Annotated in this window: 22 protein-coding genes; all 22 read left to right on the top strand. The window is 61.4% G+C overall.

From position 1 onward, the window contains the following. Nucleotides 1–2: 2 nt before the first annotated feature. The 22 genes from mlaD to tatB all read left to right on the top strand — a co-directional run bounded on the left by mlaD (nucleotide 3) and on the right by tatB (nucleotide 15,538). Nucleotides 3–569, top strand: coding sequence for an outer membrane lipid asymmetry maintenance protein MlaD (gene mlaD / locus ACYQ47_RS23400; protein ID WP_244826384.1), 567 nt, complete (start codon nucleotides 3–5; stop codon nucleotides 567–569). A gap of 11 nt (nucleotides 570–580) precedes the next feature. Continuing rightward, nucleotides 581–1,510, top strand: a complete 930-nt coding sequence (locus tag ACYQ47_RS23405; RefSeq protein WP_250509562.1) for an MlaA family lipoprotein — start codon at nucleotides 581–583, stop codon at nucleotides 1,508–1,510. Between the two features lie 124 nt (nucleotides 1,511–1,634). Then, on the top strand, nucleotides 1,635–2,264 hold the full coding sequence (locus ACYQ47_RS23410; RefSeq protein WP_244826382.1) for an MlaC/ttg2D family ABC transporter substrate-binding protein: 630 nt from the start codon (nucleotides 1,635–1,637) through the stop codon (nucleotides 2,262–2,264). Then, nucleotides 2,261–2,560 (top strand): STAS domain-containing protein, encoded by a 300-nt coding sequence (locus tag ACYQ47_RS23415; protein ID WP_309844566.1) that lies wholly within the window; start codon nucleotides 2,261–2,263, stop codon nucleotides 2,558–2,560. The genes ACYQ47_RS23410 and ACYQ47_RS23415 overlap by 4 nt, the downstream gene beginning before the upstream one ends. A gap of 202 nt (nucleotides 2,561–2,762) precedes the next feature. Then, nucleotides 2,763–3,689: an ABC transporter ATP-binding protein gene (locus ACYQ47_RS23420; RefSeq protein WP_459907152.1), complete on the top strand. Its 927-nt coding sequence runs from the start codon at nucleotides 2,763–2,765 to the stop codon at nucleotides 3,687–3,689. After that, complete coding sequence (locus ACYQ47_RS23425) at nucleotides 3,686–4,441, top strand: ABC transporter permease (protein WP_244826379.1); 756 nt, start codon at nucleotides 3,686–3,688, stop codon at nucleotides 4,439–4,441. Before ACYQ47_RS23420 ends, ACYQ47_RS23425 begins: the two co-directional genes overlap by 4 nt. A 17-nt stretch (nucleotides 4,442–4,458) precedes the next feature. Further along, nucleotides 4,459–4,698: a BolA family protein gene (locus ACYQ47_RS23430; protein WP_244826378.1), complete on the top strand. Its 240-nt coding sequence runs from the start codon at nucleotides 4,459–4,461 to the stop codon at nucleotides 4,696–4,698. 144 nt (nucleotides 4,699–4,842) lie between these two features. Beyond that, entirely contained in the window at nucleotides 4,843–6,114 is a 1,272-nt protein-coding gene (murA, locus tag ACYQ47_RS23435) for a UDP-N-acetylglucosamine 1-carboxyvinyltransferase (RefSeq protein ID WP_459907155.1), read from the top strand. Then, nucleotides 6,111–6,803 carry an ATP phosphoribosyltransferase gene (gene hisG / locus ACYQ47_RS23440; protein ID WP_244826376.1) on the top strand — a complete coding sequence of 231 codons (693 nt, stop codon included), beginning with the start codon at nucleotides 6,111–6,113 and terminating at the stop codon, nucleotides 6,801–6,803. The genes murA and hisG overlap by 4 nt, the downstream gene beginning before the upstream one ends. A gap of 47 nt (nucleotides 6,804–6,850) precedes the next feature. Continuing rightward, nucleotides 6,851–8,173, top strand: a complete 1,323-nt coding sequence (hisD, locus tag ACYQ47_RS23445; RefSeq protein WP_310394260.1) for a histidinol dehydrogenase — start codon at nucleotides 6,851–6,853, stop codon at nucleotides 8,171–8,173. Between the two features lie 72 nt (nucleotides 8,174–8,245). Next, a complete protein-coding gene (gene hisC, locus ACYQ47_RS23450) occupies nucleotides 8,246–9,319 on the top strand; it encodes a histidinol-phosphate transaminase (protein ID WP_244826374.1) in 1,074 nt (357 codons plus the stop codon). Nucleotides 9,320–9,352: 33 nt separating this feature from the next. Next, nucleotides 9,353–9,940 (top strand): imidazoleglycerol-phosphate dehydratase HisB, encoded by a 588-nt coding sequence (gene hisB / locus ACYQ47_RS23455; RefSeq protein ID WP_244826373.1) that lies wholly within the window; start codon nucleotides 9,353–9,355, stop codon nucleotides 9,938–9,940. A gap of 54 nt (nucleotides 9,941–9,994) precedes the next feature. Beyond that, entirely contained in the window at nucleotides 9,995–10,615 is a 621-nt protein-coding gene (locus ACYQ47_RS23460; protein ID WP_244826372.1) for a MarC family protein, read from the top strand. Continuing rightward, the gene (gene hisH / locus ACYQ47_RS23465; protein ID WP_459907159.1) at nucleotides 10,612–11,253 is read left to right on the top strand and encodes an imidazole glycerol phosphate synthase subunit HisH; all 642 of its coding nucleotides are present in this window, start codon (nucleotides 10,612–10,614) and stop codon (nucleotides 11,251–11,253) included. Before ACYQ47_RS23460 ends, hisH begins: the two co-directional genes overlap by 4 nt. A 118-nt stretch (nucleotides 11,254–11,371) precedes the next feature. Further along, entirely contained in the window at nucleotides 11,372–12,124 is a 753-nt protein-coding gene (gene hisA, locus ACYQ47_RS23470; RefSeq protein WP_244826370.1) for a 1-(5-phosphoribosyl)-5-[(5-phosphoribosylamino)methylideneamino]imidazole-4-carboxamide isomerase, read from the top strand. 86 nt (nucleotides 12,125–12,210) lie between these two features. Then, nucleotides 12,211–12,984, top strand: coding sequence for an imidazole glycerol phosphate synthase subunit HisF (gene hisF, locus ACYQ47_RS23475; RefSeq protein WP_459907161.1), 774 nt, complete (start codon nucleotides 12,211–12,213; stop codon nucleotides 12,982–12,984). 2 nt (nucleotides 12,985–12,986) lie between these two features. Then, nucleotides 12,987–13,391, top strand: a complete 405-nt coding sequence (hisI, locus tag ACYQ47_RS23480) for a phosphoribosyl-AMP cyclohydrolase (protein WP_244826368.1) — start codon at nucleotides 12,987–12,989, stop codon at nucleotides 13,389–13,391. Continuing rightward, on the top strand, nucleotides 13,388–13,756 hold the full coding sequence (locus ACYQ47_RS23485) for a phosphoribosyl-ATP diphosphatase (RefSeq protein WP_250509558.1): 369 nt from the start codon (nucleotides 13,388–13,390) through the stop codon (nucleotides 13,754–13,756). The genes hisI and ACYQ47_RS23485 overlap by 4 nt, the downstream gene beginning before the upstream one ends. 28 nt (nucleotides 13,757–13,784) lie before the next feature. Next, complete coding sequence (locus tag ACYQ47_RS23490) at nucleotides 13,785–14,177, top strand: DUF4870 family protein (protein ID WP_244826366.1); 393 nt, start codon at nucleotides 13,785–13,787, stop codon at nucleotides 14,175–14,177. Nucleotides 14,178–14,213: 36 nt separating this feature from the next. Continuing rightward, the gene (locus ACYQ47_RS23495) at nucleotides 14,214–14,576 is read left to right on the top strand and encodes a histidine triad nucleotide-binding protein (RefSeq protein WP_250509557.1); all 363 of its coding nucleotides are present in this window, start codon (nucleotides 14,214–14,216) and stop codon (nucleotides 14,574–14,576) included. Nucleotides 14,577–14,731: 155 nt separating this feature from the next. Beyond that, nucleotides 14,732–14,968: a Sec-independent protein translocase subunit TatA gene (gene tatA / locus ACYQ47_RS23500; protein ID WP_250465805.1), complete on the top strand. Its 237-nt coding sequence runs from the start codon at nucleotides 14,732–14,734 to the stop codon at nucleotides 14,966–14,968. A 36-nt stretch (nucleotides 14,969–15,004) separates the two neighbouring features. Continuing rightward, nucleotides 15,005–15,538, top strand: a complete 534-nt coding sequence (tatB, locus tag ACYQ47_RS23505; protein ID WP_459907166.1) for a Sec-independent protein translocase protein TatB — start codon at nucleotides 15,005–15,007, stop codon at nucleotides 15,536–15,538. Nucleotides 15,539–15,572: the final 34 nt, after the last annotated feature.

Raw genomic sequence — 15,572 nt, forward strand, 5'->3', positions numbered from 1 at the left:
CGATGAAAAAGACTGCTCTCGACTTTTGGGTCGGCCTCTTCGTGGTGCTCGGTTTCGTGGCGCTGCTGTTCCTTGCGCTGAAGGCGGGCAACATGAGTTCGCTGTCGTTCCAGCAGACCTACGCGGTGAAGCTCAAGTTCGACAACATCGGCGGCCTTAAGGCGCGCGCGCCGGTCAAGAGCGCGGGCGTGACGGTCGGGCGCGTCGGCTCGATCAGCTTCGATGGAAATACGTATCAGGCGGTGGTCGCCATCGACATCGACAAGCAATATCAATTTCCGAAAGATTCGTCCGCCAAGATTCTGACTTCCGGTCTGCTCGGCGAGCAGTACATCGGCCTGGAGCCGGGCGGCGACGATCAGATGCTCAAGAATGGCGACACCATCACGATGACGCAGTCCGCCGTGGTGCTGGAAAATCTGATCGGACAGTTCCTCTATAACAAGGCAGCGGATTCCGGCGCGTCGAAATCCTCGGCGGCGCCGGCGGCAACGGCAGCTCCCGCACCGGCATTTCCGGGTGCGGCAAGCGCTATGGGCGCGAGCGCGGCCTCGGGTACGGCTCAATAAGGAGAAACAACATGCACTCGACAGGGATGCGGCGCGCAATCGTTCTAGCGGCAACGGTGGGCATGTTCGGCGGGTGCGCGACAGTGACCACTCCGACCAAGGGCGATCCCTTCGAGAGCTACAACCGGACGATGTTCACGATCAACGACAAGGTCGATCAATACGCGTTCAAGCCGGTGGCGCAGGCTTACGTCTGGGCCGTCCCGGAACCCGTGCGCAACAGCGTCACGAACTTCTTCTCGAATATCGGCGATGTCTACATCGCGGCGAACAATCTTCTGCAACTGAGAATCGCGGATGGCGTGTCTGACATCATGCGCGTCGCGATCAACACGGTGTTCGGCGTGGGCGGTCTGTTCGACGTGGCGACCATCGCCAAGCTGCCGAAGCATTCGGGCGACTTCGGTCTCACGCTCGGCCACTACGGCGTGCCGCCTGGCCCGTACGTCGTGCTGCCGCTCCTTGGACCAAGCACCGTGCGCGATACCGGCGGCCTCGCGGTCGATTATTTCGGTAATCCGCTGAGTTACGTGCAGCCGGATTCCGTGAGCTGGGCCTTGTACGGCGTAAATCTCGTGAACACACGCGCGAACCTGCTGGATGCATCCGACATTCTTTCGGATGCCGCGCTCGACAAATACTCTTTCGTTCGTAACGCTTACCTGCAGCGGCGGCAATATCTGATTACCGGTGGCGAAGGCACCTCGCCCGATTACAGCGAAGCGCCGCTTCCAAACTACGATGCGGAAGGCGCGGAAGCCGCGACTCCGGCGGGCGCTTCGGCCACGGCGGTTCCGTCCGAAGCGGCATCGGGCGCGACGCCTGCTTCTGGAGCCGCTGGCGCGCCGCGCGCAGCGAGCGACACGGGCAACAACACGGTTCCGGGACATCAGTACGTTCCGCCGCGCGCGCCGGGATTCCCTTCGTTCCGCTTGCGTTGAGCGGACTGGCGCTAACGGCCGGTAAAATACTTGGCAGCATTTTTTACAGTTTGACAGGCGCGCGGTCTGAACTCGTTCTAGCCAGCGCGCTCAAACTCAAGCCCCTTTTTTTGCAGGATCTGCGATGAAAAAAATCTTTTTGCTTCCCATCTTCGCCATGCTGATCGCGTTCTGCGGCGCGGCGTCGGCGCAATCCGTCGACTCGAGCGCGCCCGACGTGATGATCAAGACCGTCACGCAACAAGTGCTCGACGACATCAAGTCCGACAGCAAGATTCAGTCGGGCGACATCCAGCGCATCACTGAACTCGTCAATCAAAAGATCCTGCCGTACACGGACTTCACGCGTACCACGCGCCTCGTGATGGGGCGCAACTGGAACACGGCAACGCCCGAGCAACAAAAGCAGATCGTCGAGCAATTCAAGATGCTGCTCATTCGCACGTATTCGGGCGCGCTCGCTCAGGTTCGTAACCAGACGGTGCAGTACAAGCCATTCCGCGCGTCGCCGGAGGACACGGATGTCGTGGTCCGCTCGGTCGTGATGAACAACGGCTCGCCGATCGAACTCGACTACCGCCTGTACAAAACGCCGCAAGGCTGGCGCGTGTACGACATCAACGTGCTCGGCGCATGGCTGATCCAGGCGTATCAGCAGCAGTTCAACGAGCAGATTTCGCAGAATGGCGTGGCTGGCTTGCTGCAATTCCTCACGCAGCGTAATCAGCAACTCGCGAACGGCAAGGCATCGTGAGCACGCAGGCAAATGCGCAAGTCGCGGGCGGCCGCTTCCAAACGGCTGCCACGCTAACCCACGAAAGCGCGAAGGCTGCGCTCGACGCGGGTTTGTCGCGTATCGCGGCGGGTGCAACCGAAGTCGACTGCGCGCCGCTCACGCATTTCGATTCATCCGCGCTCGCCGTGCTGCTTGCATGGCAGCGCGCCGCCACCGAGCGCGGCACGGCGCTTGGCGTCGTGAATGTTCCTTTCAAGCTTGCCAGTCTCGCGCAAGCTTACGGCGTCGACACGCTGCTCTCCTTCCGACATTGATCCTGTCCTGACGCCATATCAGGTGCGGCAACCAGGCATGCGTTGCCGCGATCAGGATCGCTCCGAAGTCGGCTCCATCCGGTTTGCCCTATAATCAAATGCTTTTTCGGGCCCGCACCCGGCAATTTTTCGATCGAGCCCGGGTCTGTCAAGCGTTATCCGCACAATCGAGGCGCGGCCACACGAGGCACGCGCACTGTCAATGTCAGCCATAGAAATCCGAAACGTCAGAAAGCGCTACAAGCAGCTTCAGGCGCTCAAAGGCGTGAGCCTCACGGTTGAAGAGGGCGAATTCTTCGGCTTGCTCGGCCCCAACGGCGCCGGCAAGACCACGCTGATCAGCATCCTTGCCGGACTCGCGCGCGCCGATAGCGGCACGGTGTCCGTGCGCGGCCACGATGTCGTGGGCGACTTCCGCGCGGCGCGCCGTGCGCTTGGCGTGGTGCCGCAAGAACTGGTGTTCGATCCGTTCTTCACCGTGCGCGAGGCTTTGCGAATTCAGTCGGGCTATTTCGGTTTGCGCAAGAACGACGACTGGATCGACGAAGTCATGGTCAATCTCGATCTCACCGAGAAAGCGGACGTCAACACGCGCGCGCTCTCGGGCGGCATGAAGCGACGCGTGCTGGTGGCGCAGGCGCTGGTGCATCGGCCGCCGGTGATCGTGCTCGACGAGCCCACGGCGGGCGTCGATGTCGAACTTCGTCAGACGCTCTGGAAGTTCATCTCGCGGTTGAATCGCGAAGGGCACACCATCGTGCTGACCACGCATTACCTCGAAGAAGCCGAGGCGCTATGTGATCGTCTCGCCATGCTTCGCCGTGGTGAAGTCGTGGCGCTCGAGCGCACGAGCACGCTTCTGCAACGCTTTTCCGGTCTGCAACTTTATCTGCGCTTTTCGAGCGGCTCGCTGCCTGTGGAACTGCGTCCGCTGGAAGTCGATCCGCACGCGGTGTCCGGCATGCAGCATCTGCTGCGCCTTTCGAGCTACGACGATGTCGAGCCGATTCTCGCGAAGTGCCGCGCGGCCGGTTGCGCGCTGGATGAAATCGAGGTTCGCAAAGCCGATCTCGAAGACGTGTTCGTGCAAGTCATGAACGAACCCGACGTGGTCGAGGGACTTTCATGAGCGGCTTTCAGACGTTGTTCTACAAGGAGCTTTTGCGCTTCTGGAAGGTATCGTTTCAAACGGTGCTCGCGCCGGTCGTCACGGCGTTGTTGTACCTGACCATCTTCGGTCACGCGCTTTCCGGGCACGTACAAGTTTATGCTGGCGTTGGTTATACGAGCTTTCTCGTGCCCGGCCTCGTGATGATGAGCGTTTTGCAGAACGCGTTTGCGAATAGCTCGTCGTCGCTGATTCAATCGAAGATCACAGGCAATCTCGTGTTCGTGCTGTTGCCGCCCATTGCGCATTGGGAAATGTTCTTTGCGTATGTCTTGGCATCGGTAGCGCGTGGACTTTGTGTCGGGCTTGGCGTTTTCGTCGTGACGATATGGTTCGTCCCGATGTCTTTTTCCGCGCCGTTCTACATCATTGCGTTCGCGATCCTCGGTTCGGCAATCCTCGGTACGTTGGGTTTGATTGCCGGCATCTGGGCAGACAAGTTCGACCAGTTGGCCGCGTTTCAGAACTTCCTGATCATGCCGCTCACGTTCCTTTCCGGCGTGTTCTATTCGACGCATACGTTGCCGCCGGTTTGGCGCGCGGTGTCGCATCTGAATCCGTTCTTCTACATGATCGACGGTTTTCGCTACGGCTTTTTCGGTCTTTCGGACGTGAATCCGCTGGTGAGCATGGGTATCGTCGCTGCATTTCTGGCCGTGCTCGCACTCATTGCCGTGCGTCTGCTCGCGAGCGGCTTCAAGCTGCGTCACTAATTCTTTAGGAGACTTTCATGTTGCCGACTCCCGAGCAAGTGAAGGACTACATCGCTGGCGGCCTCGCCTGCCAGCATCTCGAAGTCGAAGGCGATGGCCAGCACTTCTTCGCGACCATCGTGAGCGACGCGTTCGTCGGCAAGCGGCTGATCGCGCGGCATCAACTGGTTTATGCGGCGCTTGGCGAGCGCATGCGCGAAGAAATTCACGCGCTCAGCATGAAGACGCTTACGCCCGACGAATTCAAAGCCGCGTAAATACGCGACATTCGTAGCAATACGCAACACGCAACATCCCGTAACACCCGGCAACACCGGCAGGAAACAGTGCGAATCATTCAAGACAACCGCGGCGCCGAAAGCGGCTCCGCAGCAGGACGCTCGGTCGAAGGACACGTCATCATGGATAAACTGGTCATCACGGGGGGCGCGAAGCTCTCCGGCGAAATCACCGTATCGGGCGCGAAGAACGCGGCTCTGCCGATTCTGTGCGCAAGCCTTCTCACGGCCGACGACGTCCATCTGTCGAATGTGCCGAATTTGCAGGACACGCGCACGAAGCTCAAATTGCTGCGCCAGATGGGCGTGCACTCCGAAGCGTCGAGCGATGGCCGCGTGACGCTCAACGCATCGAAAGTAGACAACCTCGTCGCGCCGTACGAAATGGTCAAGACCATGCGCGCGTCGATCCTCGTGCTCGGTCCGCTCGTCGCGCGCTTCGGCGAGGCGAAGGTATCGTTGCCCGGCGGCTGCGCAATCGGCGCGCGTCCGGTCGATCAGCACATCAAGGGTCTGCAGGCGATGGGCGCCGAGATCAATATCGAGCACGGCTTCATCGAAGCGCGCGCGAAGCGTCTGAAGGGCGCGCGCATCGTCACCGACATGATTACCGTCACCGGCACCGAAAATCTGCTGATGGCGGCAGTGCTCGCGGACGGCGAGACGGTCATCGAAAATGCCGCGCGCGAGCCGGAAGTTACCGACCTCGCGCATTTGCTCGTGAAGATGGGCTCGAAGATCGATGGCATCGGCACGGATCGGCTCGTCATCGAGGGCGTCGAGAAGCTGCACGGCGCGAAGCATAGCGTGGTGCCGGACCGTATCGAAGCGGGCACGTTCCTGTGCGCGGTCGCGGCCGCGGGCGGCGATGTCACGCTGCGCAACGTCACGCCGTCGCTGCTCGATGCCGTCACCGCCAAGCTGCGCGAAGCGGGCGTGAGCATCGAGGAAGGCGACGACTGGATGCGCGTGCGCATGAACAAGCGCCCCGAAGCGGTCAACATCCGCACGTCCGAATATCCGGCGTTCCCCACTGACATGCAGGCGCAATTCATGGCGCTGAACACTATTGCCAAGGGCACGTCGCAAGTCGTCGAGACGATCTTCGAAAACCGCTTCATGCACGTGCAGGAACTGAACCGGCTTGGCGCGAGAATTACCATCGACGGCAACACGGCGCTCGTCTCGGGCGTGGACATGCTGTCGGGCGCGAAGGTCATGGCGACCGATCTGCGCGCGTCGGCAAGTCTCGTGATCGCGGCAATGTGCGCCGATGGCGAAACGCTCATCGACCGCATCTATCACCTGGATCGCGGCTACGACCGCATGGAGTCGAAGCTGACGGCGGTCGGCGCGCGGGTGAGTCGTATCAAGGGCAGCGGGAGCGAACAATGAGTTCGTTGCCGCAGACGTCGTCCTCGCTTGCCGCCAATGCGCCGCTGACGCTCGCGCTGTCGAAAGGGCGTATCTTCGAGGAGACGGTGCCGCTGCTCGCCGCTGCCGGCGTGGAGGTCGTGGAAGATCCGGAAAGCTCGCGCAAGCTCATTTTGCCGACGACGAATCCGAATTTGCGCGTGATCATCGTGCGGGCCACCGACGTTCCTACCTACGTCGAATACGGCGCGGCCGATTTCGGCGTGGCGGGCAAGGACGTGTTGATCGAGCATGGCGGAAGCGGGCTTTATCAGCCGGTTGATCTGAACATTGCGCGCTGCCGGATGTCGGTGGCCGTGAAAGCTGGCTTCGATTACGCGAACGCGGTGCGTCAGGGCGCGCGTCTGCGTGTCGCGACGAAGTACACGGAAACCGCGCGTGAGCATTTTGCGGCGAAGGGCGTGCACGTCGATCTGATCAAGCTTTACGGTTCGATGGAACTGGCGCCGCTCGTCGGTCTGGCCGATGCCATCGTCGATCTCGTCAGTTCGGGCGGCACGCTGCGGGCGAATAATCTGGTCGAAGTCGAAGAGATCATGCAGATTTCGTCGCGCCTCGTCGTGAATCAGGCCGCGCTCAAGCTGAAGCGCGCGGCGCTCAAGCCGTATCTCGACGCTTTCGAGCGCGCATCGGCAGGAACGGATAATTAGGGCAGCCGCGTAGTCGCGCGGCGAGCCACAGCAAACGGAAAACCAGCATGTCTATCAAGATTCGCAAACTCGATTCCAGCACCGACGGTTTTCAGAAAGCTTTGCGCGCGGTTCTCGCATTCGAGGCGAGCGAGGACGAAGCAATAGAGCGCTCGGTCGCGCAAATTCTCGCGGATGTCAAAGCGCGCGGCGACGCCGCCGTGCTCGACTACACCAACCAGTTCGATCGTCTGAAGGCGCACAGCGTCGCGGCGCTCGAATTGCCCGTGGCGGAACTGGAAGCCGCGCTGGAAGGGCTTGAGCCGAAACGTCGCGCGGCGCTCGAAGCAGCGGCTGCTCGCGTGCGCGGATATCACGAGAAGCAACGCATCGAATGCGGCAGTCATAGCTGGCATTACACCGAAGCCGACGGCACGGTGCTCGGCCAGAAGGTGACGCCGATCGATCGCGCGGGCATCTACGTGCCGGGCGGGAAGGCGGCGTATCCGTCGTCCGTGCTGATGAACGCCATTCCGGCGCGCGTCGCGGGCGTCAAGGAAATCGTGATGGTCGTGCCGACGCCCGATGGCGTCAAGAACCCGCTCGTGCTCGCGGCGGCGCTGCTCGGCGGCGTGGACCGCGTGTTCACCATTGGCGGGGCGCAGGCGATTGGCGCGCTGGCGTACGGGACCGAATCCGTGCCGGCGGTCGACAAGATCTGCGGGCCGGGCAACGCGTATGTCGCATCGGCGAAGCGGCGCGTGTTCGGCACGGTCGGTATCGACATGATCGCCGGGCCGTCCGAGATTCTCGTCATCTGCGACGCCACCACCGACCCGCGCTGGGTCGCGATGGACCTGTTCTCGCAAGCCGAACACGACGAACTCGCGCAATCCATTCTGCTGTGTCCGGACGCGACGTTCATTCGGCGCGTCGAAGAAGCCATCGTCGAATTGCTGCCGGCCATGCCGCGCCGCGAAGTCATTCAGCGCTCGCTCGAAGACCGCGGCGCGCTCATCAAGGTGAAGGACATGGCCGAAGCGTGCGCGATCGCGAACGATATCGCGCCCGAGCATCTGGAGATTTCGGCGCTCGATCCGCATCAGTGGGCTGCGCAGATCCACAACGCGGGCGCCATGTTCCTTGGCCGCTACACGAGCGAAAGCCTCGGCGATTACTGCGCGGGCCCGAACCACGTGTTGCCGACTTCACGCACGGCGCGCTTCTCGTCGCCGCTCGGCGTGTACGATTTCATGAAGCGTTCGAGTGTGATCGAAGTGAGCGCGGAAGGCGCGCAGACGCTCGGCGAGATCGCGGCGGAACTGGCTTACGGCGAAGGCCTGCAGGCGCATGCGAAGAGCGCGGAATATCGGATGAAAAACGTCGGCTGAATCTGGCCGGCTTAGACGACCAAGGCGGCCTGAGAGCCGCCATATGTCCGGCGCAAAGACGTCGGCGACATCATGACCACACCTCAAGACATCCTGCGTCCCGACGTCCTTTCCATGACGAGCTATCCCGTGGCCGATTCCACGGGCTTGATCAAGCTCGACGCGATGGAAAACCCGTACTCCTTGCCCGCCGATCTCGCCAAGCGTCTTGGCGAACATCTCGCGGGCGTGGCGCTGAACCGTTATCCATCGCCGCGTCCGGCGGACCTGCTCGCCAAGATCAAGCGTGCAATGAAGGTGCCGGAAGCCTGCGACGTGCTGCTCGGCAACGGCTCGGACGAACTGATCAGCATGATGTCGATGGCGTGCGCCACGCCCGGCGCGAAAGTCGTGGCGCCGGTGCCGGGCTTCGTGATGTATCAGATGTCAGCGAAGTTCGCGCAGCTCGAATTCATCGGCGTGCCGCTCAACGCGGACTTCACGCTAGACGCAAACGCGCTCATCGCGGCTATCGACGAACATCAGCCCGCGCTCGTTTATCTCGCGTACCCGAACAATCCGACCGGAACGCTTTACGCCGACGCCGACATCGAGCGCGTGATCGCGTCGGCGAAGAAGAGTCTCGTGGTCATCGACGAGGCTTATCAGCCGTTCGCGGAAAAGACGTGGCTGCCGCGCGCGGCCGAGTATGACAACGTGGTCGTCATGCGCACGGTGTCGAAGCTCGGACTTGCGGGCATCCGGCTCGGTTATCTGGTCGGTCTGCCCGCGTGGACCATGCAATTCGACAAGGTGCGCCCGCCGTACAACATCAACGTGCTAACGCAGGCAACCGCTGATTTCCTGCTGGATCATCTCGATGTCCTCGACGCCCAGGCCGCCGATCTGCGCGCGCAGCGCGCCGTCCTCGCGCGCGAAGTCGCCGCGCTGCCCGGCATGACGGTGTATCCGAGCGCGGGCAACTTTCTGCTCGTGCGCGTGCCGGATGCCGCCGTCGCGTTCGAAACCCTGCTGACTTCGCGGGTTCTCGTCAAAAACGTGAGTAAAATGCATGCTTTGCTGGCAAATTGCGTGCGTTTGACGGTCGGCACGGCCGAGGAAAACGCGCACATGGTCGCGGCGCTCAAAAAGCTCGCGCTCAACTAAATCCCCACTCTTCGAAAGCCTCAAGGAAACACCATGCGCATTGCGGAAGTCGTTCGCAACACCAGCGAAACGCAGATCCGTGTGAAGCTTGATCTGGACGGCACCGGCAAGCAGAAGCTCGCCACCGGCGTGCCGTTTCTGGATCACATGCTCGATCAGATCGCGCGACACGGCCTGTTCGATCTCGAAGTCGAAGCGCATGGCGACCTCCATATCGACGATCACCACACCGTCGAAGACACCGGTATCACGCTGGGTCAGGCGGTGGCGAAAGCCATTGGCGACCGCAAGGGCATTCGCCGTTATGGCCACTCGTATGTTCCGCTCGATGAAGCGCTGTCGCGCGTCGTCATCGATTTTTCCGGCCGTCCGGGCCTCGAATTCCATGTGCCGTTTACGCGCGCGCGCATCGGTACGTTCGATGTCGATCTCACCATCGAATTTTTCCGTGGCTTCGTGAATCACGCGGGCGTGACGCTGCACATCGACAATTTGCGCGGCATCAACGCGCATCATCAGGTCGAGACCGTGTTCAAGGCGTTCGGCCGCGCGTTGCGCATGGCCGTCGAAGCCGACGAACGCGCCGCAGGACAAATTCCTTCCACCAAAGGCAGTCTCTGATCAGCCCGTTCCAAGCGACGCAGCAATGCGTCGCGCACGAAAGGCTCGCCCGCGATGGATCTCTTCAAGTCGTTCATATCCTTGCTTGCGCTGATCAATCCGGTCGGCGCGATACCGTTTTTTCTTAGCCTGACCGCGCAACAATCCGATCTCGAAAAGCGCAACACCATCCGCGTGGCATCGATCTCGGTGTTCTGCGTAATCGCGATCACCGCGCTGCTCGGGCAGCAGATCATCGCGTTCTTCGGCATTTCGGTCGGCTCGTTCGAAGTCGGCGGCGGGATCATCATGCTGCTCATGGCGATCAGCATGTTGAACGCGCAAGTCGGCAACGCGCGCTCGACCGTCGAAGAGCGCATGGAAGCCGAGGAGCGCAATAGCGTTGCCGTTGTGCCGCTCGCGATTCCGCTGCTCACCGGGCCGGGATCGATCAGCACCGTGATCGTCTATGCTGCAAATGCACAGCATTGGTACGACCGCTTCGGGCTCGTCGTGCTGGGCGCGATCATCGCGGCGTTGTGTTTCGGCGCGTTGAATCTGGCCGAGCCAATCGCGCGCTGGGTCGGGCGCACGGGTATCAATATCGGCACGCGTCTCATGGGTTTGATGTTGTCCGCGCTGGCGGTGGAGTTCATCGTCAACGGGTTGAAGGCCTTGATGCCATCTTTGAAATGAAAACTTCGATAGCGATTGTTGATTACGGAATGGGCAACCTGCGCTCGGTGTATCAGGCGCTTAAGAAGGCCGCGCCCGACGCCGACGTGGCGATCGTCGATCTGCCCGAGGCCATTCGCGCGGCGGATCGTATCGTGCTGCCGGGTCAAGGCGCGATGCGCGATTGCATGGGCCATCTGGGCGCGTCGGGCTTGCAGGATGCGGTGATCGAAGCGTCGCGCAACAAGCCGATGCTCGGCGTTTGCGTCGGCGAACAGATGCTGTTCGACTGGAGCGAAGAAGGCGACACGAAGGGCCTCGGGCTTTTCCCCGGCAAGGTCGTGCGCTTTCAACTCGAAGGCCAGTTGCAGGACGACGGCTCGCGCTTCAAGGTGCCGCAAATGGGCTGGAACCGCGTGCATCAGACGCAAGCGCATCCGGTGTGGGACGGCGTGGCGGATGGCGCGTTTTTCTACTTCGTGCATAGTTACTACGTCGTGCCGGACAACCCGGCGCACACTTCGGGCGAAACCGTTTATGGTTCCGCGTTCACATCGGCGGTGGCGCGCGACAACATCTTCGCCACGCAATTCCACCCCGAGAAGAGCGCCGACGCGGGCTTGCGGCTGTATCGCAACTTCGTTCACTGGAACCCGTAAAGCGCGCAACCGGGCGTTGCAATACTTGTACTACACTAGCGAAGCGGCCCGCTGTAAGGCACCGAGACCTCACGCGCGGCCGTTTCGATCAACTCAATCCAGAAAATACGCGATACCTATGCTGCTCATTCCGGCCATCGATCTCAAAGACGGTCAGTGCGTGCGCCTCAAACAAGGCGATATGGACCAGGCGACCATTTTTTCAGAAGATCCGGCGGCAATGGCCCGGCACTGGGTCGACCGAGGGGCGCGCAGACTACACCTCGTCGATCTGAACGGCGCCTTCGCGGGCAAGCCGAGGAACGGCGACGCTATCCGCGCAATCATCGACGAAGTGGGTAGCGAGATTCCCGTGCAACTAGGCGGCGGCATTCGCGACCTGAACACCATCGAGCGCTATCTCGACGACGGTCTCTCGTTCGTCATCATCGGCACGGCGGCGGTGAAGAATCCCGGCTTCCTGCAGGATGCGTGCAGCGCGTTCGGGGGGCATATCATCGTCGGGCTCGACGCCAAGGACGGCAAAGTCGCCACAGACGGCTGGAGCAAACTGACCGGCCACGAAGTAGTGGATCTCGGGCGCAAGTTCGAAGACTACGGCTGCGAGTCGATCATCTACACGGACATCGGGCGCGACGGCATGCTTCAGGGCATCAATATCGACGCCACCGTGCGGCTCGCGCAAGCCGTGAAGATTCCGGTGATCGCGAGCGGCGGACTGTCGAGCATCGCGGACATCGAGTCGCTCTGCGAAGTCGAGGGCGAAGGCATCGAAGGCGTGATCTGCGGTCGCGCCATCTATTCCGGCGACCTGGACTTCACTTCCGCGCAAACGCGCGCGGATGCGTTGCGCGAAGCGGACGGTGCCTGAGGCTCTTTCGGGCGCGAGCACGTTGCAGCACGCCGGGCGGCGGCTCTTGCCGCCCTTCATTCGTTTTGGACCTGCAGTGGCGGAACATGGCTCTCGCTAAACGCATCATCCCCTGTCTCGACGTGACCGCCGGGCGCGTCGTCAAAGGGGTCAACTTCGTCGAACTGCGCGACGCGGGCGATCCCGTGGAGATCGCGCGACGCTACGACGACCAAGGCGCGGATGAACTCACGTTCCTCGACATCACCGCGACTTCCGACCAGCGCGACCTCATTTTGCCGATCATCGAATCGGTCGCGTCTCAGGTGTTCATTCCGCTGACCGTCGGTGGCGGCGTGCGCGCCGTCGAAGACGTGCGGCGCCTGCTCAACGCCGGCGCGGACAAGATCAGCATGAATTCGTCGGCGGTGGCGAATCCGCAACTCGTACGCGATGCATCCGACAAGCACGGTTCGCAATGCATCGTCGTTGCCATCGACGCCAAGCGCGTTTCCGCCGATGGCGAGCCGCCCCGCTGGGAAGTGTTCACGCACGGCGGGCGCAAGGCAACGGGCATCGACGCAATCAAATGGGCGCGCAAGATGGCCGAATTCGGCGCGGGCGAAATTCTGTTGACCAGCATGGATCGCGACGGCACCAAGTCCGGCTTCGACCTCGCGCTCACGCGCGCCGTGTCGGACGCCGTGCCCGTGCCGGTGATCGCTTCGGGCGGCGTCGGTACGCTCAAGCATCTGGCGGATGGCATCACGGAAGGCCGCGCCGACGCCGTTCTGGCCGCGAGCATTTTTCACTATGGCGAACACACGGTCGGCGAAGCCAAGCGCTTCATGGCCGACCAAGGCATTTCGGTGAGGAATTGACGGTGACGGATCAAGCCGATTGGCTCGACAAGGTGAACTGGGACGCGAACGGCCTCGTGCCGGTGATCGCGCAGGAAGCGTCGAGCAACGACGTGCTCATGTTCGCCTGGATGAATCGCGAGGCGCTCGCCAAAACTATCGAACTGAAGCGCGCCGTCTATTTTTCGCGTTCGCGTCAGCGCCTGTGGTTCAAGGGCGAGGAATCGGGGCACGTTCAGCATGTGCATGAAGTGCGGCTCGATTGCGACGAAGACGTCGTGCTGCTCAAAGTCGAACAAGTATCGGGGATCGCGTGCCACACCGGCCGTCATTCCTGCTTTTTCCAGAAATTCGAAGGAACGGCGCAAGACGGCGCGTGGGTCGCAGTCGAGCCGGTTCTGAAAGACCCCGAAAGTATTTACAAATGACGCAAGCCACCACGCAGGACACGCTGCTGCGCCTCGCCGCGGTTATCGACGGTCGAAAAGGCGGCGATCCGGAACAATCCTACGTTTCGCGACTCTTTCATAAAGGTGACGACGCGATCCTGAAGAAGATCGGCGAGGAAGCGACGGAAGTCGTACTCGCCGCGAAGGATGCGCGCCACGGCGGCGCGCCGAAAGCGCTCGTCGGGGAAGTCGCCGACCTGTGGTTCCATTGTCTCGTGATGCTGTCGCATTTCGACCTGAGCCCCGCCGACGTGATCGCCGAGTTGGAACGGCGCGAAGGTTTGTCGGGTATCGAAGAAAAAGCGCTGCGCAAAACGCGCGAGCGCGAGCAAAACGGCAGCTGACGAGACGCCCATTGCGAAGGAGGGCCCCGTGAATACGCCTCACGAACAGTACCCGCCGCCGGTGTATCAGAATCAGCTCGACCCGCAGCGGCTGAGCAGCCTCAAGACGCTCACGCATGTCTTGTATGCGCTTTACGCGCTCTATTGGCTGACGGGCGGGTTGACCGTGCTCGTCGCGATCATCATCAATTATCTGAAACGCGGCGATACCGTCGGAACGCCTTACGAAGCCCATTTCACCTGGCAGATACGCACGTTCTGGTGGGCTGTCCTCGGACATCTGGTTGGCGCGGCACTCATTTTCGTCGGGATCGGCTTCGTGATTCTTTTCGCGGTCGGCATCTGGACGCTTTATCGCGTCATCAAAGGTTGGCTGTATCTTTATGAAGGAAAAACGTTCGACCCACGCGCGTGGTTTTGAACGGCAACACCTGGCAACAGGAGACACGGGAATTTCATGAGCCAAGACAACTGCATTTTCTGCAAGATTGCGTCAGGACAACTGCCAAGCACGAAGCTCTATGAGGACGACGAGTTCGTCGCCTTCAACGACATCAATCCGGCCGCGCCGGTTCACGTGCTCGTCATTCCCCGGAAGCACATCGAAACGCTGTCGCACTGCACGGAAAGCGACGCGCCGCTGCTTGGTAGAATGGTAAGTCTCGTTGGTCGTCTGGCAAAAGATCTCGGCGTCTCCTACACGGGTGGCGAGACGGGATTCCGGACGGTGATCAACACGGGGCCGGGCGGTGGACAGGAGGTTTATCACATCCACGCGCATTTGCTGGCAGGAGAGCGTCCGTGGCGCCGGATGGGCTGAAAACCGCAAATTTTGTCGGCAAACGCCTTTCCAATGCAATATTGGACGCGCAGAATTGGTATTCATAGCCGAAGTGACTTTTTCGGCGCGGGCCGCAAGGCCGATCTTCCGTTCGCACAAAGCCGTTGCGGCGGAATTACGGAGAATTTTCATTCATGGGTTCGTTGAGCATTTGGCATTGGTTGATCGTCCTTTTGATCGTGGCGCTCGTCTTCGGCACGAAGAAACTGCGCAACATCGGTGGCGATTTGGGCGGCGCGGTCAAGGGCTTCAAGGAAGGCATGCGCGATGGTGAGCAGCCGGCTTCGACCACCGATCCGCGCGAACTGCCGCGCAACGGTGCGGTTGACGTGGAAGCGAAGGACAAGACCCGTTCGGGCGACTATCGCTAATCCGGTCATCGACCGCAATCTTTCACTTACTCTTCAATGCTCGATCTCGGTCTGACCAAAATGGCGCTGATCGGCGTCGTGGCGCTCGTGGTGCTCGGGCCTGAGCGCCTGCCCGGGGTTGCGCGCACGGCCGGCGCACTTTTCGGGCGCGCGCAGCGCTATATCAACGACGTCAAATCCGAAGTGGCGCGCGAGATGGAACTCGACGAGCTGAAGAAGATGCGCACCGACTTCGAAACCGCTGCGTCGAACGTCGAAACGTCCATTCACGACAACCTGAAGCGCCACGAAGCCGAATTGAACGACGCGTGGAGTCAGGGCACGTCCGTGTCGCCGAGCGTCGCGAGAGAAGAGGCCGAGGCGAACGGCGGCAGCGCGGCGGTCACGGACAAACCGTGGATGCGCACATCGGGCATCCGCGCCGCGCGCAAGAACTGGCGCGTCAAACAGAGCGCCATCCCGAACTGGTACAAGCGAACGAATCTGCGCCGCACGCGGGTTCAATCTGGCGCGGCTCGCGTTGCGCGCCACACGCCCGAAACCTTGCGCCGCCCGACCCGGTTTTTTTGATCCGGGCCACTTCCTTTCATCGATGATCCATACC

This window comes from Caballeronia sp. HLA56, assembly GCF_054655155.1.

Coding starts and splice junctions, on each gene's coding strand:
- mlaD (WP_244826384.1), top strand. CDS start 3: ATGAAAAAGACTGCTCTCGACTTTTGGGTCGGCCTCTTCGTGGTGCTC.
- ACYQ47_RS23405 (WP_250509562.1), top strand. CDS start 581: ATGCACTCGACAGGGATGCGGCGCGCAATCGTTCTAGCGGCAACGGTG.
- ACYQ47_RS23410 (WP_244826382.1), top strand. CDS start 1,635: ATGAAAAAAATCTTTTTGCTTCCCATCTTCGCCATGCTGATCGCGTTC.
- ACYQ47_RS23420 (WP_459907152.1), top strand. CDS start 2,763: ATGTCAGCCATAGAAATCCGAAACGTCAGAAAGCGCTACAAGCAGCTT.
- ACYQ47_RS23425 (WP_244826379.1), top strand. CDS start 3,686: ATGAGCGGCTTTCAGACGTTGTTCTACAAGGAGCTTTTGCGCTTCTGG.
- ACYQ47_RS23430 (WP_244826378.1), top strand. CDS start 4,459: ATGTTGCCGACTCCCGAGCAAGTGAAGGACTACATCGCTGGCGGCCTC.
- murA (WP_459907155.1), top strand. CDS start 4,843: ATGGATAAACTGGTCATCACGGGGGGCGCGAAGCTCTCCGGCGAAATC.
- hisG (WP_244826376.1), top strand. CDS start 6,111: ATGAGTTCGTTGCCGCAGACGTCGTCCTCGCTTGCCGCCAATGCGCCG.
- hisD (WP_310394260.1), top strand. CDS start 6,851: ATGTCTATCAAGATTCGCAAACTCGATTCCAGCACCGACGGTTTTCAG.
- hisC (WP_244826374.1), top strand. CDS start 8,246: ATGACCACACCTCAAGACATCCTGCGTCCCGACGTCCTTTCCATGACG.
- hisB (WP_244826373.1), top strand. CDS start 9,353: ATGCGCATTGCGGAAGTCGTTCGCAACACCAGCGAAACGCAGATCCGT.
- ACYQ47_RS23460 (WP_244826372.1), top strand. CDS start 9,995: ATGGATCTCTTCAAGTCGTTCATATCCTTGCTTGCGCTGATCAATCCG.
- hisH (WP_459907159.1), top strand. CDS start 10,612: ATGAAAACTTCGATAGCGATTGTTGATTACGGAATGGGCAACCTGCGC.
- hisA (WP_244826370.1), top strand. CDS start 11,372: ATGCTGCTCATTCCGGCCATCGATCTCAAAGACGGTCAGTGCGTGCGC.
- hisF (WP_459907161.1), top strand. CDS start 12,211: ATGGCTCTCGCTAAACGCATCATCCCCTGTCTCGACGTGACCGCCGGG.
- ACYQ47_RS23485 (WP_250509558.1), top strand. CDS start 13,388: ATGACGCAAGCCACCACGCAGGACACGCTGCTGCGCCTCGCCGCGGTT.
- ACYQ47_RS23495 (WP_250509557.1), top strand. CDS start 14,214: ATGAGCCAAGACAACTGCATTTTCTGCAAGATTGCGTCAGGACAACTG.
- tatA (WP_250465805.1), top strand. CDS start 14,732: ATGGGTTCGTTGAGCATTTGGCATTGGTTGATCGTCCTTTTGATCGTG.
- tatB (WP_459907166.1), top strand. CDS start 15,005: ATGCTCGATCTCGGTCTGACCAAAATGGCGCTGATCGGCGTCGTGGCG.